Here is a 21,679-nt window from a genome sequence, read left to right on the forward strand (position 1 = left end):
GTGTCGGGGACGAGGGGCGGGACGGGGAGAGGTGCGGACGGACGGGCGGTCGCGCTCGGTCGGGCCGGTGGTGCGGAGGGTACGGCGGGCGCGTCCCGCACCGCTCGGCGGTCACCGTTCCGTCTTGCCGGACACCGCGGGCCGCCCGCGCAGTACCCGGGCCAGGTGCCGGACCGGCCCCGCCCAGTGCAGCAGCGGCTGGAGCAGGAACGCCGGGTACAGCAGCGGGTCCGGCGGGCTACCGGGCGGTTCCGCCCGGGCGTCGGCCCCCCGGTGGGCGGCCAGCCAGCGCCGGGCCCGCCGCACGCACCACCAGGCGTGCAGCACCGTGTACGCGCACGCCGCCGCGGCCCAGACCAGCAGCGGCCCGTGGGCGCCGAGCGCGAGGAGGACGCCCGCCGCCGCCGTCACCACCGCGGGCCCGGCGAACCACCACAGGGTGTCCAGCCCCTCCTTGACCAGGACCACGGTGTTGCGCGGACCGAAGGCGCGCAGAACCGGATCGGTCAGCAGCCGCCGGCACCCCGCGAGGGAGCCGTGCGCCACCAGGGCGTACGCCTTGCCGAGCGCGGCGGCGCCGGAGTACCGGTCGACGAGGTTGAACACGGGCAGCACCTCCATCACCGCGCCCGCGGAGGAGAGTTTGTAGCCGACGAGCAGGTCGTCGACGGGCTCCTCGTACATGCCGATGGAGACCAGGGTGTCGTGCCGGACGAACAGCCCGGCGCCGACCCCGTACACCACCGGCTCGGCCACCGCCCGGACGCCCGCGGGCAGCCGCGCGGCCCGGACACGGCGCCGGGCCATGATGCGGTACGCCTCGACGCCCGCCCGGCGGCGCAGGTCGGCCAGGGCGTGGGCCCGCAGCACGAGGTCGCCGGGGCCGCGGCGGGCCGCGTGCGGGCGGCGCAGCTGGAGCGGGAGCTGCTGGACCAGATCGGGAGCGGGCGCGCCCTCGCGGGAGACGGCGGCGGCCAGATGGGTCAGCGTGTCGAGGTCGGGCTGCGAGTCGGCGTCGTACAGGCCGACGTAGGTGAAGGCGGGGGTCGCCTCCGGCGGCAGCAGCCCGGGCAGCCGTTCCACCGCGTGCACGAGCTGGCTGCTCTTGGCGCCCTCGTCCCGGTAGTGCAGGTGGTGCACGCCGACCCCGGGGTGCTCGGCCGCGATCCCGGGCAGCAGCTTCGCGGCGACCTCGCGGGTGGTGGGCACCGCATCGAGTGCGGCGCGCAGGGTGCCCGCCGGGTCGGCGGAGGCCCGGGTCAGGCGCGCGGTCTCGGCTGCTCGGCCGGACGGCACGACGCCGGTGAGCCGAGCCGCCGCCTCGCGCGGACCGGCCGTGACGAGTTCCGCCGCGAGGGCGGGCAGGCGTTCCACCACCGCCCGCCGCTCGCGCTCCTCCCGTTCCGTGGTGACGACCACAACGTGCAGCAGACCGGGCGGGTACGACAGGCCCGCCGCCGCCCGCACCACCTCGCCGAGCAGTTCCTGCTCGCGCAGGGCGGGCACCAGCAGCACGACGTGGGGCGCCGTCGCCGGGGCCGGGACACGGCGTCGTCGCCGGTCCAGCACACGGGCGGCGGCGGCCGCGCGCAGGCTCAGCAGGACGCCCCACAGCAGGACGCCCCACAGCACGCACAGGGCGGCCGTCGTCAGCACGGCTCCCTCCGGTCGGCCGTGATCCCGGGCGCCGAGAGCCCCGGTGCCGTGAACCGCCGGAGTCCGCCGCGGTCCGTCGCCGCCTCCCGCAGCACGCTGACCGGCGGGTACAGACGGGCCGCCCACCGCACCACCTCGGCCGGGGAGAGCGCCTCCGGTTCGCCCACCGGGATGCCGGGCAGCAGCTCCGCCAGCCGGACGCCCAGGCCGAGCGGGACGGCGAGGACGACCGTGCCCGGCCCGTCGACCGCCGCCAGTTCCACGCGCAGGACGCCGTCCGCGACGGACGGGACCACGCGGGCCAGGTCCAGCGCGGCCGACCGGGCGAGCAGCGGCTCGTCGAAGCGGGCCGCGCCCGTGTGCTCCCGGCCCACCGTCATCTCGACGACCGTGTCGAAGAAGCGGTTGGGGAACCGGCGGTACTGGCCCCGCAGCAGATGCCGGCGGCGGGGCAGCGCGGGATCGGCATGGCGGGCCACCCGGGTGATCCGCGGCGCGGCCCCGTCGTCCGTCAGCGCGATCCTCAGCTCCAGCGACGTGTCCAGGGAGAAGGACCAGTCGTCCCCCTCGCGGCGCACGCCGCGCGCGTCCTTGCCGGCCTTCACCACGATCCGGTCGCCGAAGACCTGCACCTCGTCGTTGTGGCGGCGGTCGCCGTACTTGTACTCGACGGAGCGGAAGGCGCCGTCGGCGTGGAAGTTGGCGAGGACCACGGGCCGCCGCGGGGTGCGCGGCTCGGGCCCGAACACGGCGAAGTGGGCCGCGCCCACCAGGGAGAGCTTCTGCTGGTTGCGGTCGAGGACCTCCAGCGCGTACCGCTCGGGGTCCGTCACGCCGAACAGCTCGTTGGCGAACGGGGCGTCCAGGTCCGGCGCGTAGACGAACCGGCCCGCGTCGTCGCCGTCGCCGGTCCACGGGCGGACGGTCAGCTCCTCGCCGAGCCGGGCGCGGTCCTGGAAGGTGTGGAAGGAGTAGGCGTGCGGGTGGTCGTCCGGGTCGCGCATGCCCGGCGGGTGGACCACCAGATGCCGCAGGCAGACGCTGCTGCGCCGGACGTCGCGCAGCGCGGAGCCGGCGTCCGAGGCGCCGTCCGAGGCGGCGCCGTCCCGTTCCGGTGCCCGGGAGCGGGCCGGTACGGCGAAACCTCCGCCGCCGGCCGGTGCGGCGGAGAGCGCGGCGGTGAGCGCGGCCGCGAAGCCGTCGACGTGCGCGCGGGTCAGATGGGGCATCGCGTAGAGGTGGTGGAACAGCCGGTCCCGCACCCGGCCGTCCGGTGCCCGCCACGGCAGGTTGTTGCCCACCAGCCGGTACCGTTCGGCCAGTTCCCCGGGCAGCCGGCCGCCCTCGTGGGAGAAGCCGGCGACCACCACCGTGTTGCCGGGCGAGGGCAGCACCACCGCCTCGGGGTCGGCGGCCCGCACCGCCTCGGCCAACCGGTCGCGTACGTCCAGGCAGTCCCGGAACACCTTCCGGTAGCCGTCCGCCGCCAGGCCGAAGACGAGCGACCACAGGGCCGCCGCCATCGCGCCGGAGCGCGAACCGGTGATCGTCTCGTCGACGAAGCCGGACATCGGGGCGGGTACGGCACCGTGGCCCAGCAGGCCCTTGCGGCACAGGAAGACCCCGCAGCTGTAGGGCATCAGCCCCGACTTGTGCGGGTCGAGCACGACGGAGTGGACGTAGGCGTTGCGGAAGTCGAAGGGCACCTCCGGCGCGGTGAACGGGAGGATCATGCCGCCGTGCGCGGCGTCCACGTGGTGGAAGACGCCGAGCCGGCCGCCGTCGGCCGCCCGCCGGGCCAGCACGTCGGCGATGGCGTCCACCGGGTCGACCAGGCCGGTGTTGTAGTACCCGGCGGTCGAGACGACGACGACACCGGTACGGGTTCCCGGCTCGGTGCGCGCCGCGAGGGCGTCCAGCTCGGCCTCCACCGTCGCGGCCTCCAGCAGCCAGGAAGGGCCGGCGGGGCACAGCCGCAGCTCCAGGTCGAGGATCTCGGCGGCCTTGGCGACGGAGTGGTGGGTGAGCGCGGAGGCGAGGACGACCACCCGCCCGGCGCCCGCCGCGCGCAGGGCGTTGCGGCCGATGCGCAGGGCGGCGAGGGTGCCCTCGTTGGCGCCGCCGGTGAGGTAGCCGTCGGCGGCGTCGGCGTGCAGCAGGCCGGCGAGGGCCAGGACGGCCTCGCGTTCCAGCCGTCGGGTGCCGCGGACGCCGTCGCCGAACCGGGTGTGGACGCCGACGTTGTTGGGGTTGCGCTCGGCGAAGCGCCCGAAGGCGTCCAGGGCCAGGCGGTGCGGCGCGGTCATGGCGAAGCCCAGCCGCACCGGGTCGTCGGGCGAGTGCCAGCCCGGCACCTCGGCGAGCCGCGCCTCCAGCGCCGCGCTCAACTCGTCGCCGGACAGGGGTGTCTCGGGAAAGGCGTCGGTCTCGGTCGAACCGTCCTCCAGATCCGGCACGTCAGTCCCCCTCCCGGCGCAGCACGCACCGCAGGACGGCCCGCGGGCCCACGTCCAGGTCCCGGACGTAGGTGTGCGCGGCCCCCTCGGCGCGCAGCCCCCTCGCGGCGAACGCGTCGAGGATGCGGGGGACGGGCAGCAGGGTCATGGGCACGTCGTCGGGCAGCAGGTACTGGCCGTCGCCGTCCCCCGGCCGCAGGCGCGGGTCCAGCGTCTGCGAGGTGAAGGTGTTGAGGGCCAGCAGCCCGCCCGGGCGCAGCACCCGGGCGATCTCCCCGACCGACGCCTCCCACCGGGTCCGGTCGACGGCGTTGTGCAGGACGCCGTAGCAGACCGCCAGTGCGAACGCGCCGTCCTCGGCCGGGACCGCGTCGGCGGCGCCCTGCCGGACGGTGATCCGGGCGGGCGGGTAGGCGGCGGTGCGGGCGCGGGTGGCGTCGACCATGCCCTGGTGCAGGTCCACGGCGAGGACGTCGAAGCCGCGCTCCAGCAGCGCCAGGGTGTTGCGGCCGCCGCCGCAGCCGAGGTCGAGGGCGGGGCCGTCGACCGGGGTGCGGGCGAGCAGGTCGGTGAGGTAGGGCTGGACGTCCAGGGAGCGGAACTCCGCGACCGTCTCGGGGGAGTTCCAGTAGGCGGCGGCGCGGCCGGTGGCCGTGGTCGCGTCGGTCATCGGGGCGTCCCCGTCTCTTCGTAGGTGCCGTTGTGCGGCCGGGCGTGGATGACGTCCATGTCCAGTTCGGCGAAGCGGCCGGCGCAGCGGTCCGGGTCGTCGGTCAGGGCGAAGAAGGCGGGTCCGACGGAGGAGAGGGCGAGGACGGTCGCCGCCTTCTCGTGCCACAGGGACTCCACCTCGCCGGCCAGTTCGGTCAGGCCCGGGTGGGAGAAGGAGCAGTTCTCGATGCTGCCCATCCGGAAGCGGTAGTCGAAGACCAGGGAGCCGAGCGGTGCCAGGTCCCCGCGCAGCGCGGCGGGCATGGCCTCGTGCAGCATCCGGAAGGCGATGGTGGGGGCCCAGCGTTCGCCGGTCGCCCGGAACCGGTCGAAGTGGGCGACCTCGGCGGCCATCAGCTCGTCGGTGGGACGTTCCTCCAGGCTCGTGGGCACACCGATGACCAGGGTCAGCCGCTCGGGCACCGGCACGGCCAGGACGACGGTGCTGCGTCCGGCGACGACCTGCAGCCCGCCCGGGTAGAGGCCGGAGGCCGCCGAACCGCCGATGCACTGCACGGGGGTGAGCAGACCGGGCCGGCCGCCGTGCTCCTCGCCGTGGTTGCCGGTGAGGTAGGGCAGCAGGTCGGCGCGGTCCACCGGGCAGCCGTGGAGGTGGTTGACGGCGGCGGCGACGGCCGCGATGAGGCTGCTGCTGGAACCGAACCCGGCGTGCACGGGCAGCCGGTCGCTGTCGACGCCGATCTCCAGGTCGGGTTCGGCGCCGAGCGCCGCGCACATGATCCGGGCCGCGTGCTCCACCAGTTCGGGCCGGCGGACGCCGGGGTCCAGCAGCAGTCCGGCGCCGGGTTCCCGACGGCGCACGCGTACGTGGTGGTAGCGCGCGACGGAGAGGACGACCTCGCCGGCGTCGTAGATGAGGTGGTGGTCGCCCGCGATGGCACCGGGCTGCAGGGCCATGGCGTTGAGGCGGGTGGGGTAGCGCACGCGCACCTCGTCCGCGACGGCCCGCACCGGGCGGAGGGGAGCGGCGAGCGGGTGGTGGACGGTGCCGGGGGCGAAGGGTTCGAACAGGGGAGCCGTGGGTGTGCCGGTCACGGGGGTCACCTCCGAGTGGTGTCGCCGGTGGGGGCGCCGGACAGGAGGCGGCCCCGCGCCAGGGTCAGTTCCGCCAGGTGGTCGAGGGAGTCGGTGGTGTAGCCGCCGCTGCCGAGGGAGCCGTCGGGGCGGATGTTCATGTTGGCCTTGGCGAGTCGCAGGTGCGGCAGCCGGAAGCGGAGCAGTTCCCGCATGAGCGCCCGCAGTCCGGTGAGCGTGCGGGCGACCGTGCCGTGCCCGGGGGAGTGCCGCACGGCCTCGTCCACCAGCCGGGGCAGCAGCGGCCGGTGGTGGCGGGCCCGCTCGCCCGCCGCGCGGTAGGCGGCCGGCAGGTAGGGCACGTTCTCGCGCAGGTACTGCTCGTACCACTCCTCCAGGGGGTCGCCGGGCTCCGGCCGGATCAGGACGATGTCCACGAGCAGGGGCGTCATCTGGGCGCCGCCGGGTGCGTAGAGCACCTGCCCGCCGACGGTCATCGGCGGGAAGTAGGGGCGCAGTTCGCCCGAGAAGGTCTCCGGGGTGATGTTCCGCTTCACGGAGAGCAGCGACTGCGCGAAGACGGAGAAGCCCCGGGTCGCCTCGTCCAGCAGCTCCGCCAGCGCGGGATCGTCCACGGGCACGGCCAGCGCTTCCAGCAGGGCGTCGACCGCGGGGCGCAGGGCCGTGCCCGCGGTGCGCACCTCCCGGATGAACAGCGCCTCCTCGGGCAGTTCGGTGAAGGACCGCACGGCGTTCTCGGGGTTGCGCAGCGCGTAGGTGTAGACGCTGTCGCGGGGCACCTCGTCGGTGAGGGCGCCCAGCCTCAGCAGGGTCTCCTCCGCGCCGGGCACGCTGCGGTAGTCGACGCCGTGGCGTTCCAGGGAGGCGAGGACGAAACCGAGGTCGCGCAGGGCCGCGCCGGCGGTGACGGCGTCGTGGACGCGGGAGGGGACCCGGTCGGTCCAGGAACGGGCGAGGCGGTCGAGGCCGGTGATGTCACCGGCCCGGTTGAGGGCGGGCAGCCGCGGCGCGTCGCGGGCGGCGTCGAGGGGGTCGGACCCGGCCACGTCCAGGTCCAGTTCACGCATGGGTGGGGCGAGCAGCACGTTCATCGCAGTCTCCAGGTGGGGTGGGAGCGCGGTCGACGGCGGTGACGGCGGCACCGGGCGCAAAGCGGCCCGGTCGCGGTCCCCTGCCGTGGGACGGTTGTGCGGTTCGGTGGTGTCGGGGTGGCGGTGTTCTCGGGGTGGGGGCGGTGTCGTGACGGGGGCCGGTGCGGTCCGGGCGGTGCCGGTGCCGTCCCGTCGGTGCGCGCCGGCTGCTCAGAGGCAGCCGATGAGTTCGTCCAGCGCGCGCACCCGTCGTGCCACGGGCCCCGGCGACGGCGCGGAGCGGGGGGCGTCGGTGAGCCAGACGGCGGGCAGCCCGGCGGCGCGGGCGGCGGCCAGCCCCGCGTAGGAGTCCTCGACCGCGAGTGACCCGCGCGTCCGCCGGGGTGCCCAGGCCCGCAGTGCCCCCAGGTAGGTGTCGGGGGCGGGCTTGGTGCGCACCCCGGGTCCGGCGCAGTGCACGGACGCGAAGGCGGACCGGATGCCGAGGCGGGACAGGTGGCCCTCGACCCAGTCCCGTTCGTTGCCGGAGGCGATGGCGAGCCGGTGCCCCCGGTCCCGGCAGTGGGCCAGGAAGGGGCGGACTCCGGCTCCGGTGTCGAGGAGGTCGGCCCGGGCGCGGTTGCGCCGTTCGAACTCGGACCACAGGGCCCGGGTCCGGCGCCGGCCGACCGCCTCGGTCAGGTGGCGCCGCAGGGCTTCCCGGTCGAGCGTGCGGTCGGGACGCACCCTGGGGCCGCCGAGCGGCTCCAGGGAGCACTCACGCAGCAACTCCTGCCAGACGGTGATGCTCGTGCGTTCCGTGTCGAGCACCACCCCGTCGAAATCCAGGATGATCAGTCGTTCGGTGGTGCGGACACACGTGTCCCGTCCCACGTCGTTTCCCCCGTCCCCCGTGCATGGCGAAACCGGCGGTTCCGCACGGATGCGGCCGCCAGGGTCACCGTTGGTCTGGACCATTGCACTCTAAGTGGCGGAGCGGCCCGCATCAACCGTCACTCGAGACGCACCCGCGGGCCGCGCCGGGCCGTTGGCCGAAATCAGCGGTCGGCCGATCCCGTCAGGACCTCCGCCGCGGCCACACCCGAAGCGGCACTGGCGCCATGGGTGAAGATCTGCGCCGCCGCGGCGCCGGCCGTGCCCGGCAGGCCCATCTCCACCACGATCGCGTCCGGCCGCGCGGCGGTCAGGCCGGTGACCGCGCGGCCCATCCAGGCGTGCCGCGCCGCGTCGCGGGCGACGATCACCAGCGGGCGTCCCGCGGCCGGTTCCAGGGCGCAGCTCTCCAACGCGACCGTCCCCCGCTCCAGGTCCCGGCCGCCCACGCGCACCGAGGTCGTGTCCGGAAGTCGCTCGCGCAGCGGGCCGGCCACGCCCCACGGGGTCTCGTCGCCGACGGCCATGTTGGTCACCGGGGCCAGCTCCACCACGTGCGGCGCGGCGGTCAGCGGCAGGGCGTCCCGCGCGGCCCCGGTCACCCGCACGGCCCGGCGCGCGGCGATGTGTCCGATGCCGTCCCCGGCCGCGCCCCCGGCGCTCCCGGTGCCGCCGTCCGCCCGCAGCCGCGCCGACCAGCGGGCGAACTCCCGCACCCGGTCCGCCGCGTCGGCCAGCCGTTCCTCCGGCAGCTCCCCGGCGGTGACCGCCGCGACCAGCGCCTCGACCAGCAGGGCGACGGTGGCCTCCTCGGCGCTCTCGCCCCCCACGCAGACGGCGTCCACCCCGGCGGCGACGGCCTTCACCGTGGCCCCGTCGATCCCGTGGCGGGCCGTGACCGCGCCCATCTCGATGGCGTCGCTGACGACGAGGCCGTCGAAGCCCAGTTCGCCGCGGAGCAGGTCGCCCAGGACGCGCCGGCTGAGCGTGGCCGGCAGATCGGGGTCGTAGGCGGGTACCAGCAGATGGCCGCTCATGACCGCGCGTACGCCGGCCTCGACGGCGGCCCGGAACGGGGGCAGCGCCTGGGCGGCGATCTCCTCCCGCCCCGCCGGGTAGGCGGGCAGGTCGTGGTGGGAGTCGACGGCGACGTCGCCGTGGCCGGGGAAGTGCTTGGCGCAGGCGGCGACGCCGGAGGACTGGAGCCCGCGGATCCACGCGGCCGTGTGCCGGGCCACCAGGGCGGGGTCGGCGCCGAAGGAGCGCACGCCGATGATCGGGTTGTCGGGGTTGGAGTTGACGTCCGCGCTCGGCGCGTAGTCGAGACTCACCCCGGCGGCGTGCAACTGCCGCCCCAGATCGGCGGCGACGGCCCCGGTCAGCTCGGTGTCGTCGACGGTGCCCAGCGCGAAGTTGCCCGGCCGCGACGACCCGGTGGCGGACTCGATCCGGGTGACGTCGCCCGCCTCCTCGTCGATCGCGACGATCAACTCCGGGTTCTCCGCGCGCAGTCGGGCGGTGAGCCGGGCGACCTGCTCGACGGAGGCGATGTTGCGGGAGAAGAGCACCACGGAGGCCAGTCCGTCGGCGATGTCGCGCAGGAGCCAGTCGGGCGGCTCGGTGCCCACGAATCCCGGCTGGAGTACGGAGAGCGCCAGTCGACGCAACTCGCCGCTGTGCTTGCTGGAGGCCATCGACCGCGCCTTTCGGTTCGGAATCTTGGTATAGACCAAGCCGGTGCGCGCCCAGGCTAACCGGACGTGTCAAGGGGGGAGCTTCCGGTGGTCGTCCCTCAACTCAACCCCGACGGAACGGTGTTGACAGTCTCGCTTGGTCTAGTCCATTGTGAGGCGCAAGTTCGGCGAGGGACGCATGTGACCTGAGCGTGTTCCCGTCGGCGCCCTGCCGCGGCCGGCCGTCAAGGCCGCCCCCGCGGCGACGACTTCCGTGACGACCACCCCGGACGAGACGACCGACCGGACGGGGGCGCGGGACCCGGGACGTCCCCCCTGACCAGGGAGACCCCGTCCCTCCGAGCCGCCCCCGTCGCCCCGCTCCCGCCACCCGGACGGCGAGCGGGCCCCGCTGCCCACCGACCTCACGCGTGACGGCCCGACCTCCGTCGCGCACACCGCCGTCGTCCGCACGGGCCGACGGCGAGGATCTGGAGCACCCGATGGCGACGCCCGATTCCTACCTGCACCGAGCCCCGTCCGACCTGCCCTACTTCAGCGCGGACGCCGACACCTACCTGGCCCGCACGCAGCTGCGCGACCTCGAGAAGACCCGTCCGCTGCGGGTGCTGTCCGAGGAGGACTTCGCGCACTGGCAGACGTACGGCTACGTCGTGGTGAAGGAGGCGATACCCGCCGACTCCGCGCGCCGGCTGCTGGACTTCGCCTGGGACTTCCAGGGGCTCGACCCCGACCGCCCCGACACCTGGTACCAGGACCGCGAGTACCGCTCCGACCTCGACAGGGAACTGCACATCTACGGCTTCGTCGAGGCGTACCACCACCAGCTCATCTGGGACAGCCGCCAGACGCAGCGCGTCTACGACGCCTTCGTCGACGTGTGGGACTGCGAGGAGCTCTGGGTCACCCTGGACCGGCTCAACCTCAACCCGCCCAACGTGGGCAACCGCGACCGCGCCCTCATCGACAAGCCGGAGCGCGGCTTCGACATCGAGCTGCACTGGGACGTGGACACCTCCCTCGGCGTCCTGCCGCAGCGCGTCCAGGGCATCATCGCGCTCAACGACACCAAGCCGGACCACGGCGGCTTCCAGTGCTGCCCCGAGCTGTTCCGCCGCTTCGACCGCTGGAAGGCCCTCCAGCCCGACGACCGCGACCCCATCCGGCCCGCGATCGACCGCGCGGAGATGCCCGTCGTACGGCCCGACCTGGAAGCCGGCGACCTGCTGATCTGGAACGGCCTGCTGGCCCACGGCGTCGCGCCCAACCTCTCGGGCGACGGCGTGCGCGCGGTCCAGTACCTGTCGATGATGCCCGCGCTGGAGACCCACCGCACCCTGCGCGACTCCCGTGTCCGGTCCTGGCGCACCCTCGCCACGCCCGACTGGAACGTCACGCTCCTCGGCGACGCCCGGCGCCACGAGTCCGAGCGCTACGGGCCCGCCGAGCTGAACGCGCTGGGCGCCCGGCTGCTGGGACTGGAGTCCTGGCACGGGGAGACGGGAACCGACCGGGACGAGGCCACCGGGGAAGCCGCATGCGCAGCATCTGCCTGACCCTGCCCACCAACCGGCACTGCCCGGACACCATCGCGGCCCTCGGCGAAGAGGCGGCCCACGCCGTCGCCCACTTCGACATCGATGTCCACCTGCTGGTCCTCGACTCCTGCCCGCCGCCCGAACGCGCCGCCCACGCCGAGGCGCTGCGCCGGCTGCCCGCCCACCCCCGGATCACCCCGCACCACCTCGACGAGGCCGCCCAGCGCGACTTCCTCACCCGGGTGACGGCACGCTCCACCACCGCCAAGCCCGCGCTGCTGCTGGACCTGATGCTCCCCGACGGGCTGTCCTACGGCGCCTGCACCAACCGCGCCTTCCTGATCGCGGCGGCGCTGGGCTGCGAGTCCGTCCACCGCAGGGACTCCGACAGCCGGTACCAGAGCCTGGCCGGCCGCACGGTCTTCCCCGTCCACCACGAGCTGCTCTCCCTCGGCCGTCGCGCGGCCGACGCCCTGCCCGGCGTCACCGAGTCGGCCCTGCCCGACGCCCTCCTCGGACGGCGGGTCGCCATGGTGGGCGGCTCCTTCGTGGGCGAACCGTCCGTGGACATCGGGCGGATACGGGACGCCGACCCCGAGACCTACCACGACGTCGTGTCCCTGTGGGCGCCCGAGCACTGGTCCCGGGCGCGGAAACGGGAGCTGGTCGAGGAGTCCTTCCTCGGCGCCGGCACCGAGCCCTTCACGTCCGACCACTCGCTGCTGACGGTGGTCGACCCGATGCGCGTGGACATGTGCAACATCGCCTTCCACGGTGACACCGTCTGCGAACGGGTGCCGCTGCCGCCCGCCCGGGACACCATCGGCAGCGACTACTTCCTGATCCACCTGGTGCACGACGCCCGGCTGCCCGGAGTGCTGCACAACCGGCACATCGTCAACTACCACACCGGCGAACGCAGGACCGACCACGGCTTCCTCGCCTACCAGACCCGCTTCGCCAAGTTCCTGCTGTCGATGCGCTACTTCCACTTCGTCTACGACCGCATGGCCGAGGCGGGCGACACGCTGCTGGACGAGCACGGCCGGGCCCGCCCGTCCGCCGTCGCCGCCCTCGCCCGCGAGAGCACCGGCCTGGACACCGGGGAGAACGTCCGCCGGCTCGACGCCCTCGACCGCGCCTACCGGCGCCTGGGCGGCCGGTACGCCGACTTCGCCGACCTCCTGGCCGGCCGCCGCGAGCGCCTCATCGACGAGGCGCGGGCCGACATCGCGGACTTCGCGCTGCTGACGGAGGCGTGGGAAGGGCTGGTGGCCGCCGCCCGCACCACGTCCCTGCCCGGGCCGCCGGAGCGGCACCGGTGAGCGCGACGCCGGGCGCCGGCCCCGGCGAGGCCCTGACCGCCGCCCTCGCCGCAGCCACCGAGGACCGCGTCGTCTACGACCTGGCCGGCATCGGAGGAAGCCACGACGCGCTGCTCGCCGAACTCCCGGACGTGCGCGTCCGGTTCGCGATGAAGGCGTGCCCGGTCGACGAGGTGATCGCCGTCCTGGCACGCCGGGGCGCCGGGATCGACGCCGCGAGCCCCGGCGAGATGGCGCAGGCCCTGCGGGCCGGGGTGCCCGTCGAACGCGTGCACTACGGGAACACCGTGAAGTCCGACCGCGACATCGCCGAGGCGTACCGGCTCGGCGTCCGCACCTTCGCCACCGACAGCGTCCAGGACGTGGCCGCCCTCGCCGTCCACGCCCCCGGCGCCCGCGTCTTCTGCCGGGTGGCCACCGGCGGCGCGGGCGCCCTGTGGGGCCTGAGCGACAAGTTCGGCTGCCCGCCCGACGACGCGGTGCGGGTCCTGGAACGGGCCCGGGAGCTGGGGTTGACACCGGCCGGCCTGTCCGTGCACGTCGGCTCCCAGCAGATGACGGGCGAGGCGTGGCGCACCGCCCTGGACGACCTCGGCGACGTGCTGCGCGCCCTGTCCGGGCGCGGCATCCGCGTCGACCACGTCAACCTCGGCGGCGGCCTGCCCGCGCGCGGTTACCGGGACCGGCGCGGCAACCCCCTCGACCCGCCGCTGGACAAGATCTTCGCGGTCATCCGGGAGGGCATGGACGACCTGCGCCGCGTCCACGGCGGGCCCCTCGACTTCGTCGTCGAACCCGGACGGCACCTCGTCGCCGACCACGGCGCGATCCGCGCCCACGTGGCCCGCCTCGCCGAACGCCGGGGTGCCGACGGGGTACGGCGGCACTGGCTGTACCTGAGCTGCGGCAAGTTCAACGGCCTGTACGAGATGGACGCCCTGCAGTACCGGCTGGTCTTCCCCGGCCACCCCGACGGTCCGCACGTCCCGGCCGTCGTCGCCGGACCCACCTGCGACAGCGACGACGCCTACTCCCACGAGGAGGGCCTGGTGCCGGTACCGAAGGCCCTGGCCTCCGGCGACCCGGTCTGGGTGCTGTCCTGCGGCGCGTACGCGGCCGGCTACACGACCGTGGGTTTCAACGGCTTCGCCCCGCTCCCGTACGCGTGCGCGGGCCGGGAGGAGAGGACCGGCGCCGATGGGTGAGACCGTGCGCGTACGCCCCCTCGCCGACGGGGACTGGGACGCCGTCGTGGCGCTGGAGCGCGACGCCTACACCGGCCTCGGCCTGTCGGAGGGCCGCGCCGCGCTGCAGTCCCGGGCGGCGGCGTCGCCGGACACCTGCTTCGTGGTGGACGTCGGCTCCCGCACGGCCGGCTACGCGCTGGCGCTGCCCTATCCCTTCCGCCGCTACCCGGACCTGGCCCGGGCGGAGGACACCGCGACCGCGTCCGGACCCGGCAACCTCCATCTGCACGACATCGTCGTGGCACCCGGCCTGCGCCGCCGGGGCCTGGCCCGGGCGCTGCTGCGGCACCTCGCCGGCACCGCCCGGGCGCGCGGGGACGAACGGATCTCCCTGGTCGCCGTCGGCGGCACGGCACCGTTCTGGTCGGCACGCGGCTTCACCCCGCACCCCGGGGTCGTGCCCGCCGGCGCCTACGGCACGGACGCCGTCTACATGTCCGGGCCGGTCCCGTCCCTCGCCCCCGTCCCCTCCCTGCGCGAAGTGAGCTGATGCGCGTGTCCCGCCTCCACGACCCCTTCCTGCGCGGCCAACTGGCCATCGCCGCGCTGTTCCTGTCCCTCGGCTTCCAGTACGCCACCTGGGCCGCGCGGATACCGGCCATCAAGTCCGGACTGGACCTGGGCGCCGCCGAGGTCGGGGTGCTCCTGATGGCCGCCGGGGTCGGTGCGGCGGTGTCCTTCCCCCTCGTCGCCTGGCTGATGCGGCGCCTCGGCTCCCGGCGGCTCGCCCTGCTGTCCCAGCTCGGCCTGGCCCTCCTGCTGCTCGCCCTGGCCGCCGCCCCGAACTACCCGCTGGCCCTGCTGGTGATGTGCGCCGACGGCGTCCTCGTCGGCTGCCTGAACGTGGCCATGAACGCGCAGGGCGCGGCCCTGGAGACCCGCTTCGAGCGCAACACCATGGCCCGGCTGCACGCCACCTTCAGCGCCGGATCGCTGCTCGCGGCGCTGCTCGCCTCCGGCATGACCGCCGCCACCGGGTCGGTCGCGGCGCACTTCGGCGTGGCGGTCGCCCTCCTGGCCGTGCTGGGCGTCTGCGCCCGGACCGGTCTCCTCGACGACGAGCCGGCGGCGGCCCCGGAGACGTCCGGACCGAAGCGGGAGCGGCGCCGCCGGTCCCTCCCCTCCCGGGTGACGCTGTGGATGTGCGGCGCGATGGTCTTCGGCACGGTCGCCGAGGGCGCCATGAACGACTGGTCCGCCCTCTACCTGGAGGACGTCGCCGAGGCGTCCGCGGAACTCGCGCCCCTGGGCATCGCCGTGGTCTCCGGGATGATGGTCGTCGCCCGCCTGTTCGCCGACGGCTGGCGAGGCCGCTGGGGCGACGGACGGGTCGTCCTGGTCGGCAGCGCGGTGGCCGGCACCGGCCTCGCCGCCGCCCTGATCGGCGGCGGCGTCGCCCCGGCCCTGGCCGGCTTCGCCTGCATGGGCCTGGGCATCGCCGCCGTGACCCCCTGCGTCTACGCGGCCGCCGCCCGGCAGGGCTCGGACGCGCTGACCCTCGTCGCCGCGATGGGCACCACCGGTCTGCTGGCCGGCCCGCCGCTCATCGGCTTCATCGCCGGTGCCACCGACCTGGCGTGGGGGATGGGCGCCGTCTCCGCCGCGGCGGGCGCCGTCGCCCTGTGCAGCACCCGCATCCGCTGGACCCCGGCACCGGCCGTCCGGGGCGAGACCTCGCCCGTCTGACCGCCCCCGCCACCCTGCCGTCCTCCGTCACCACCCCGGCCGCGCCCGCCGCCCGAACAGCAGCCCGCGCGGCTCGGGCGGAGGCGGGGTGCCGCGGCGCAGCGGCCAGGCGATCAGCATGCCCGCCACGAAGCCGAACACATGCGCCGCGTACGCCACGGTGCCGGCCTCGGAGACGGCCCCGCCGGACGAGTACACCGCCTGGAGTCCGAACCAGAAACCCAGCACGATCCAGGCCGGCAGCCGCAGCGGCAGGAAGATCAGGAAGGGCACCAGCACCCAGACCCGGGCCCTCGGATAGAGCACCAGATACGCGCCGAGCACTCCGGCGATCGCCCCCGACGCGCCGATCAGCGGGGCGCCGGAGTCGGAGTCGAGGAGGGCGAAACCGTAGGTCGCCGCGTAGCCGCAGACGCCGTAGAACAGCAGGTAGGGCAGGTGGCCCAGGCGGTCCTCGACGTTGTTGCCGAAGATCCACAGGAAGAGCATGTTGCCCAGCAGGTGCAGCCAGCCGCCGTGCAGGAACATCGCCGTCAGCACGCTCAGCTCCGGCGACTTGTCGTAGCCCGGCGGGCCGACCACGCAGCCCGGACCCTGGGGGCCGACGCCCGTGTCGCCGGTGGGCACCAGGGCGGGCATCCGGTGGTGGAGCAGTTCCTGCGGCACCGCCGCGTACTGGTCCAGGAACGCCTCGAGGTGGCACAGCTGCGCGAGGCTGCCCTCGCCCGTCACGGAGGCGGCGGTCCCGGGGGTGAACAGGAACACCAGGACGTTGGCGAGGATGAGGGCGTACGTCACCCAGGGGGTGCGCCGCGCGGGGTTCACGTCATGGACGGGGATGACCACGAGTCACTACTGCCCGCCCCGCCGCCGGTGAATCGGTGTGCCCCCTGAACGCCGCAGTCCCCGCGCGCGTATCTCCCGGCAACCGCCCGCGTCCCGGGGAAGGCGGGGCGCGGGGACGACGTGAGGAACAGGCGATGAACGAACGGGTCACAGCGGCTCCCGCGATGCACGCGCTGCCCGACGGCGAGGCCGAGGTCGCCCTCGTGCTGCGGCTGCCCTGGGAGGACGTCGCCCGGCTCGGGCAGGAGGCCGGGCGGCTGGCCGCGCAGATGCAGCGGCCGGTGACGCTGGACGAGGCGGTCAGCCACCGGCTGCGCTCCGCGCGGGGGGCCGCGCACGCCCGGCCGGCCGGTGAGCAGCCGCCCGCGGTGGGCGCCGCGCCGGTGACGACGGCCACCGCGGCCTCGGTGTCGTCGCTGCCCTCGCGGCCCCCGGCCGAGCAGGCGCGGCAGGCCATCGACCGGATCAACGGGACGGCGTGAGCGATCCCGGGTGTCTCCCCGCCGGGCCGGGGCCGCAGGTGCCTCCCCGCCGGGCGGGGTGCCCCTGCGATCCCGGGTGTCTCCCCGCCGGGCCGGGGCCGCAGGTGCCTCCCCGCCGGGCGGGGCGCCCCCTCTCTCCGCCGTGCCCCTCCCTCAAGCCGGGCCCTCCCTCAGCCGTGCCGCTCCACCTCCCGTGCCGCCTTGCGGGCGGCCACCAGCACCGGGTCCCACACCGGTGAGAACGGCGGCGCGTAGCCGAGGTCCAGGGCCGTCATCTGCTCCACCGTCATCCCGGCCGTGAGGGCCACCGCCGCGACGTCGACCCGCTTGCCCGCGCCCTCCCGGCCGACGATCTGCACGCCGAGCAGGCGCCCGGTGCGCCGCTCGGCGAGCATCTTCACCGTCATGGGGGAGGCGCCCGGGTAGTAACCGGCGCGGCTGGTGGACTCGACGGTGGCCGTCACGAACCGCAGCCCCGCCCGCAGCGCGTCCTTCTCGCGCAGCCCGGTCCGCGCGATCTCCAGGTCGCAGACCTTGCTGACCGCCGTGCCGACCACGCCCGGGAAGGTGGCGTAACCGCCGCCCGCGTTGGTGCCGATGACCTGCCCGTGCTTGTTGGCGTGGGTGCCGAGCGGGATGTGCCGCTCCTGCCCGGAGACCAGGTCGAGCACCTCCACGCAGTCCCCGCCGGCCCAGACGTTCTCGTGTCCGCGCACCCGCATGCCCAGGTCGGTCAGCAGCCCGCCGTGGGCGCCGAGCGGCAGCCCGGCGGCCTCGGCGAGCGCGGTCTCGGGGCGTACGCCGATACCGAGCACCACCACGTCCGCCGGGTACTCGGCGTCCGCGGTGGCCACCGCGCGGACCCGGCCGTCGTCCCCGGTCAGCACCTCGGTGACCTCGGCGTCGTTCACCATGGTGATGCCCAGGCCCTCCATCGCCTCGTGCACCAGGCGGCCCATGTCCGGGTCGAGCGTCGACATCGGTTCCCTGCCGCGGTTGACGACCGTCACCTCGTAGCCGCGGTTGATCAGGGCCTCGGCCATCTCCACGCCGATGTACCCGGCGCCGACGACCACCGCGCGCCGGCCCCGGGTGCCGGCCAGCGTGTCGAGCAGCGCCTGCCCGTCGTCCAGCGTCTGCACCCCGTGCACGCCCGGGGCGTCGACGCCGGGCATCCGGGGACGGATCGGGCGCGCCCCGGTCCCGATCACGAGCTTGTCGTACGAGGTCCAGGACTCGGCCCCGGAGTCCACGTCACGCGCGCGCACCCGGCCGCGGGCGAGGTCGATCTCCGTGACCTCGGTCCGCATCCGCAGGTCGATGTCGCGCGCCCGGTGCTCCTCGGGCGTCCGGGCGATCAGCTCGTCGCGGTCGCTCACGGCGCCGCCGACCCAGTAGGGGATGCCGCACGCTGAGTACGAACTGAAGTGGCCGCGCTCGAACGCCACGATCTCCAGGTCCCGAGGTCCCTTCAACCGGCGGGCCTGGGACGCAGCGGACATCCCCGCGGCGTCACCGCCGATCACGACCAGTCGCTCTCCCGTACCGCCCGCAGCGCTCATGTTCATGCGAACACGCTACGGGGGCGGGGGATTTCAGTCCCGTCCGCCCGGCTCCCGGCGGGGCGCGGCGTCGGGAACCGGCCGGGCGGTCGGCAGGGGCGCCGACGCGGCGGACGGGGCGGTCACGGGCGCCGCGGACGCCGGTGCCGTCCGGCGCGGCAGCCGGGGCCGCACCACCCGCAGCCACAGCAGCGCCAGCAGGGCCGCCACCGCGGCGAAGGGCAGCACCGCGCCCACCACCAGCATCACCCAGCGCAGCATCGTCACGAAGGCGTCCCAGCCGCCGGCCAGCGCGTCCGTGAAGCCGGGGTCCTCGTCCTTCTCCGCAGGTTCCACCGGCGTCTCGGACAGGGAGAGGGTGATGGTGGCCAGGCCGGTGCGGTCCTTCAGGGACGCCTGCCGGGCCAGCAGCGCCTCCAGTTCGGCCTGCCGGCTGCTCAGCTCCCCCTCCAGCGTCACCACGTCGCTCAGCTTGGTGGCCCGGTCCATCAGCTCGCGGACCCTGGCCACGCTGGCCCGCTGGGACTTGATCCGGCTCTCCACGTCGACGACCTGATCGGTGACGTCCTCCGCCTTCGCGCTGCGCTGCACCAGTTTCCCGGTGCCCTCCAGGTCGTCGAGGACGTCCTGGTAGGAGGCGACCGGCATGCGCAGCACGACGCGGGTCCGTTCGTGGCCGTCCCCGTCCCGCCGGGTGGTCTCGTCACCCACGTAACCGCCCGCGTTCTCGGTCCTGGCGCGGGCCTCGTCGAGGGCCTCGGGGACGTCCTCGACCTGCACCGTCAGCGAGGCGGTGCGGATGATGTGGCTCGCGGAGGTCTTCGGCGGCCCGGCCGCCTCGGTGCCCTCCGCGCCGCCGCCCGCGGCACCCTGCCGGTCGCTCGCCGCCGACGGGGCGGCCTCCTTGGCCGCGCTGTCCGCACCGCTGCCACCGGAGTCGTCACCCCCCGCCCCGCACCCGGTGAGCGCCAGGGACGCGGCCAGCAGGACGGCGGCCAGGGCCGGGACGGGACGTAGGGAACGCGGTCTGCGCATGGTGACCCCCGGGATCGCAGGAACGACTGTCGCTCCTACGACGCGGCAACCGCCCCCGGGGTCGGCGCGAAACGGTCCCGAACAGGTCACGGTCCGGCCTCGCCGCGCCGGACGGACCCTCACGCCGCGGCCCCGACCCGCGGCCCGGGCCCCTGCCCGGGGCCGGTGACCGGGTCTGAGACGCTGGGGGCATGAGCGCAAGGGAGACCTCCGCGGACGGGAAGTCCGCGGGCACGGGGCATGTGGTCGTCATCGGGGGCGGGATCGCGGGACTGGCCGCCGCCCACCGGCTGCTGGAGCGCGGCGCGCGGGTGACGGTGCTGGAGGCGTCGGACCGGGTCGGAGGCAAGCTGCTGCCCGGCGAGGTTGCCGGCGTGCGCGTCGACCTGGGCGCCGAGTCCCTGCTGGCCCGCCGTCCCGAGGCCGTCGGCCTGGCCCGCGAGGTCGGCCTCGCCGACCGCCTCCAGCCGCCGGCCACCGCCTCGGCCTCCCTGTGGACCCGCGGCGCCCTGCGCCCCATGCCCAAGGGACACGTCATGGGCGTGCCCGGCACCGCCGCCGCCCTGGCCGGCGTCCTGTCCGACGAGGGCCTCGCCCGCATCGAGCGCGACGCCGATCTGCCCCGCACCGAGGTCGGCGACGACGTGGCGGTGGGGGAGTACGTGGCGGCACGCCTGGGCCGCGAGGTCGTCGACCGCCTCGTCGAACCGCTGCTGGGCGGCGTCTACGCCGGTGACGCCTACCGCATCTCCCTGCGCTCCGCCGTGCCCCAGCTCTTCGAGGCCGCCCGCACCCACACCTCCCTCACCGAGGCGGTGCGCGCCGTCCAGGGCCGCACGGCCGCCTCACCGGCCACCGGCCCGGTGTTCATGGGCATCGAGGGCGGCATCGGCACCCTCCCGCTCGCCGTCGCGGAGTCGGTGCGCGCCCGAGGCGGCGAGATCGTCACCCACACGCCCGTGACCGGACTGCGCCGCACCGCCGAGCACGGCTGGCGCGTCACCACCGCCGACCGGGCGCTGCACGCCGACGCGGTCGTCGTCGCCGTTCCCGCCCGCCCCGCCGCCGAGCTGCTGCGCGCCGAGGCCCCCGCCGCCGCGGCCGAGCTGGCCGCCGTCGAGTACGCCTCGATGGCCCTGATCACCCTCGCCTACCGCCGCTCCGACGCCGCCGCGCTCCCCGAGGGCAGCGGCTTCCTCGTGCCCCCGGTGGACGGCCGCACCATCAAGGCGTCCACCTTCGCCTCCCGCAAGTGGGGCTGGATCGACGCCGACGACCCGGATCTCGTGGTCCTGCGCACCTCCGTCGGGCGGTACGGCGAGACGGAGATCCTGGGCCGCGACGACACCGGCCTGGTCGACGTCTCCCGGCACGATCTGAAGGAGGCCACCGGTCTGGCCGCCGAGCCCGTCGCCACCCGCGTCACCCGCTGGCAGGACGGCCTGCCCCAGTACCCCGTCGGCCACCACGCGCGCGTGGCCCGCATCCGGGAGCACGTCGCCGGGCTGCCGGGCCTCGCCGTGTGCGGGGCGGCGTACGACGGCGTCGGCATCCCCGCGAGCATCGCCAGCGCGTACGCGGCCGTCGACCGGATCCACGGCGACCCGCGGGGTGTGGAGCAGCTCACCGCCCACCCGGTGCAGAGCCTGCACGGCGGAGCGGGAGAATAGGGTCATGAGTGACGACGCCTCCACCCCCGCCGCCGAGCGGATCCCCAACAAGGGCAAGCTGGCCAAGGACCTCAACGAGGTCATCCGCTACACCCTCTGGTCCGTCTTCAAGCTGAAGGACACCCTCCCCGAGGACCGCGCCGGGTACGCCGACGAGGTCCAGGAGCTGTTCGACCAGCTCGCCGCCAAGGACGTGACGATCCGCGGCACCTACGACCTGTCCGGTCTGCGCGCGGACGCCGACCTCATGATCTGGTGGCACGCGGAGACCGCCGACCAGCTCCAGGAGGCGTACAACCTCTTCCGCCGCACCAGGCTCGGCCGCGCGCTGGAGCCCGTCTGGTCGAACATGGCGCTGCACCGCCCCGCCGAGTTCAACCGCTCGCACATCCCGGCCTTCCTGGCCGACGAGACGCCGCGCGACTACATCAGCGTCTACCCCTTCGTGCGCTCCTACGACTGGTACCTGCTGCCCGACGAGGACCGCCGCCGCATGCTCGCCGACCACGGCAAGATGGCCCGCGGCTACCCGGACGTGCGCGCCAACACGGTCGCCTCCTTCTCGCTGGGCGACTACGAGTGGATCCTCGCCTTCGAGGCCGACGAGCTGCACCGCATCGTCGACCTCATGCGCCACCTGCGCGCCTCCGAGGCCCGCATGCACGTCCGCGAGGAGATCCCCTTCTTCACCGGGCGGCGCAAGGACCTCGGCGACCTGGTGGCCGGGCTCGCCTGAGCGCACCCCGGTCAG

At 75.1% G+C, this 21,679-nt stretch carries 18 protein-coding genes; 8 read left to right on the top strand and 10 right to left on the bottom strand.

Features of this window, described 5'->3' with window-relative positions; translation table 11 throughout:
• Positions 1-111: 111 nt before the first annotated feature.
• From ACFZP7_RS26600 to ACFZP7_RS26630, 7 genes are all read right to left on the bottom strand, one after another.
• On the bottom strand, positions 112-1,656 hold the full coding sequence (locus ACFZP7_RS26600) for a hypothetical protein (protein ID WP_385636173.1): 1,545 nt from the start codon (positions 1,654-1,656) through the stop codon (positions 112-114).
• Positions 1,650-4,112, bottom strand: a complete 2,463-nt coding sequence (locus ACFZP7_RS26605; RefSeq protein ID WP_385636175.1) for a pyridoxal-dependent decarboxylase — start codon at positions 4,110-4,112, stop codon at positions 1,650-1,652. The genes ACFZP7_RS26600 and ACFZP7_RS26605 overlap by 7 nt, the downstream gene beginning before the upstream one ends.
• Position 4,113: 1 nt before the next feature.
• A complete protein-coding gene (locus ACFZP7_RS26610) occupies positions 4,114-4,782 on the bottom strand; it encodes a class I SAM-dependent methyltransferase (protein WP_019325963.1) in 669 nt (222 codons plus the stop codon).
• Complete coding sequence (locus ACFZP7_RS26615; RefSeq protein WP_385636178.1) at positions 4,779-5,879, bottom strand: hypothetical protein; 1,101 nt, start codon at positions 5,877-5,879, stop codon at positions 4,779-4,781. Before ACFZP7_RS26615 ends, ACFZP7_RS26610 begins: the two co-directional genes overlap by 4 nt.
• A gap of 5 nt (positions 5,880-5,884) precedes the next feature.
• Positions 5,885-6,970 carry a monodechloroaminopyrrolnitrin synthase PrnB family protein gene (locus ACFZP7_RS26620; RefSeq protein WP_385636181.1) on the bottom strand — a complete coding sequence of 362 codons (1,086 nt, stop codon included), beginning with the start codon at positions 6,968-6,970 and terminating at the stop codon, positions 5,885-5,887.
• Positions 6,971-7,180: 210 nt separating this feature from the next.
• Positions 7,181-7,843, bottom strand: a complete 663-nt coding sequence (locus ACFZP7_RS26625) for an HAD family phosphatase (protein WP_019325966.1) — start codon at positions 7,841-7,843, stop codon at positions 7,181-7,183.
• Positions 7,844-8,007: 164 nt separating this feature from the next.
• Complete coding sequence (locus ACFZP7_RS26630; protein WP_385636183.1) at positions 8,008-9,537, bottom strand: glycoside hydrolase family 3 protein; 1,530 nt, start codon at positions 9,535-9,537, stop codon at positions 8,008-8,010.
• A 482-nt stretch (positions 9,538-10,019) separates the two neighbouring features.
• Between ACFZP7_RS26630 and ACFZP7_RS26635 the strand changes: the two genes are divergently transcribed.
• From ACFZP7_RS26635 to ACFZP7_RS26655, 5 genes are read left to right on the top strand one after another with little or no spacing between them, the layout of a single operon-like run.
• The gene (locus ACFZP7_RS26635; RefSeq protein ID WP_046249935.1) at positions 10,020-11,093 is read left to right on the top strand and encodes a YbiU family protein; all 1,074 of its coding nucleotides are present in this window, start codon (positions 10,020-10,022) and stop codon (positions 11,091-11,093) included.
• Positions 11,075-12,400 (top strand): DUF6271 family protein, encoded by a 1,326-nt coding sequence (locus ACFZP7_RS26640; RefSeq protein WP_385636186.1) that lies wholly within the window; start codon positions 11,075-11,077, stop codon positions 12,398-12,400. The genes ACFZP7_RS26635 and ACFZP7_RS26640 overlap by 19 nt, the downstream gene beginning before the upstream one ends.
• Complete coding sequence (locus tag ACFZP7_RS26645; protein WP_385636188.1) at positions 12,397-13,605, top strand: type III PLP-dependent enzyme; 1,209 nt, start codon at positions 12,397-12,399, stop codon at positions 13,603-13,605. Before ACFZP7_RS26640 ends, ACFZP7_RS26645 begins: the two co-directional genes overlap by 4 nt.
• Positions 13,598-14,137 (top strand): GNAT family N-acetyltransferase, encoded by a 540-nt coding sequence (locus ACFZP7_RS26650; RefSeq protein WP_127433838.1) that lies wholly within the window; start codon positions 13,598-13,600, stop codon positions 14,135-14,137. The genes ACFZP7_RS26645 and ACFZP7_RS26650 overlap by 8 nt, the downstream gene beginning before the upstream one ends.
• Positions 14,137-15,333 (top strand): MFS transporter, encoded by a 1,197-nt coding sequence (locus tag ACFZP7_RS26655; RefSeq protein WP_019325972.1) that lies wholly within the window; start codon positions 14,137-14,139, stop codon positions 15,331-15,333. The genes ACFZP7_RS26650 and ACFZP7_RS26655 overlap by 1 nt, the downstream gene beginning before the upstream one ends.
• Before the next feature lie 27 nt (positions 15,334-15,360).
• Here ACFZP7_RS26655 and ACFZP7_RS26660 read toward each other — a convergent pair whose 3' ends face one another.
• The gene (locus tag ACFZP7_RS26660) at positions 15,361-16,179 is read right to left on the bottom strand and encodes a rhomboid family intramembrane serine protease (protein WP_210902572.1); all 819 of its coding nucleotides are present in this window, start codon (positions 16,177-16,179) and stop codon (positions 15,361-15,363) included.
• Positions 16,180-16,313: 134 nt separating this feature from the next.
• Between ACFZP7_RS26660 and ACFZP7_RS26665 the strand changes: the two genes are divergently transcribed.
• Positions 16,314-16,661 carry a hypothetical protein gene (locus ACFZP7_RS26665; RefSeq protein WP_019325974.1) on the top strand — a complete coding sequence of 116 codons (348 nt, stop codon included), beginning with the start codon at positions 16,314-16,316 and terminating at the stop codon, positions 16,659-16,661.
• A 170-nt stretch (positions 16,662-16,831) separates the two neighbouring features.
• On the opposite strand, the gene ACFZP7_RS26670 is transcribed toward ACFZP7_RS26665, so the two are convergent.
• Both ACFZP7_RS26670 and ACFZP7_RS26675 read right to left on the bottom strand, forming a co-directional pair.
• Positions 16,832-18,229, bottom strand: a complete 1,398-nt coding sequence (locus ACFZP7_RS26670; protein WP_385636192.1) for an FAD-dependent oxidoreductase — start codon at positions 18,227-18,229, stop codon at positions 16,832-16,834.
• 27 nt (positions 18,230-18,256) lie between these two features.
• Positions 18,257-19,258: a DUF4349 domain-containing protein gene (locus ACFZP7_RS26675; protein ID WP_385636194.1), complete on the bottom strand. Its 1,002-nt coding sequence runs from the start codon at positions 19,256-19,258 to the stop codon at positions 18,257-18,259.
• Positions 19,259-19,449: 191 nt separating this feature from the next.
• On the opposite strand from ACFZP7_RS26675, the gene hemG reads away from it, so the two are divergent.
• Both hemG and hemQ read left to right on the top strand, forming a co-directional pair.
• Positions 19,450-20,928 (top strand): protoporphyrinogen oxidase, encoded by a 1,479-nt coding sequence (gene hemG / locus ACFZP7_RS26680; RefSeq protein WP_385636197.1) that lies wholly within the window; start codon positions 19,450-19,452, stop codon positions 20,926-20,928.
• A gap of 4 nt (positions 20,929-20,932) precedes the next feature.
• Complete coding sequence (gene hemQ, locus ACFZP7_RS26685) at positions 20,933-21,664, top strand: hydrogen peroxide-dependent heme synthase (RefSeq protein WP_019325978.1); 732 nt, start codon at positions 20,933-20,935, stop codon at positions 21,662-21,664.
• The last annotated feature ends 15 nt before the right edge of the window (positions 21,665-21,679 follow it).

It is taken from the genome of Streptomyces sp. SudanB5_2050, from assembly GCF_964272335.1.
Taxonomy (GTDB): domain Bacteria; phylum Actinomycetota; class Actinomycetes; order Streptomycetales; family Streptomycetaceae; genus Streptomyces; species Streptomyces rochei.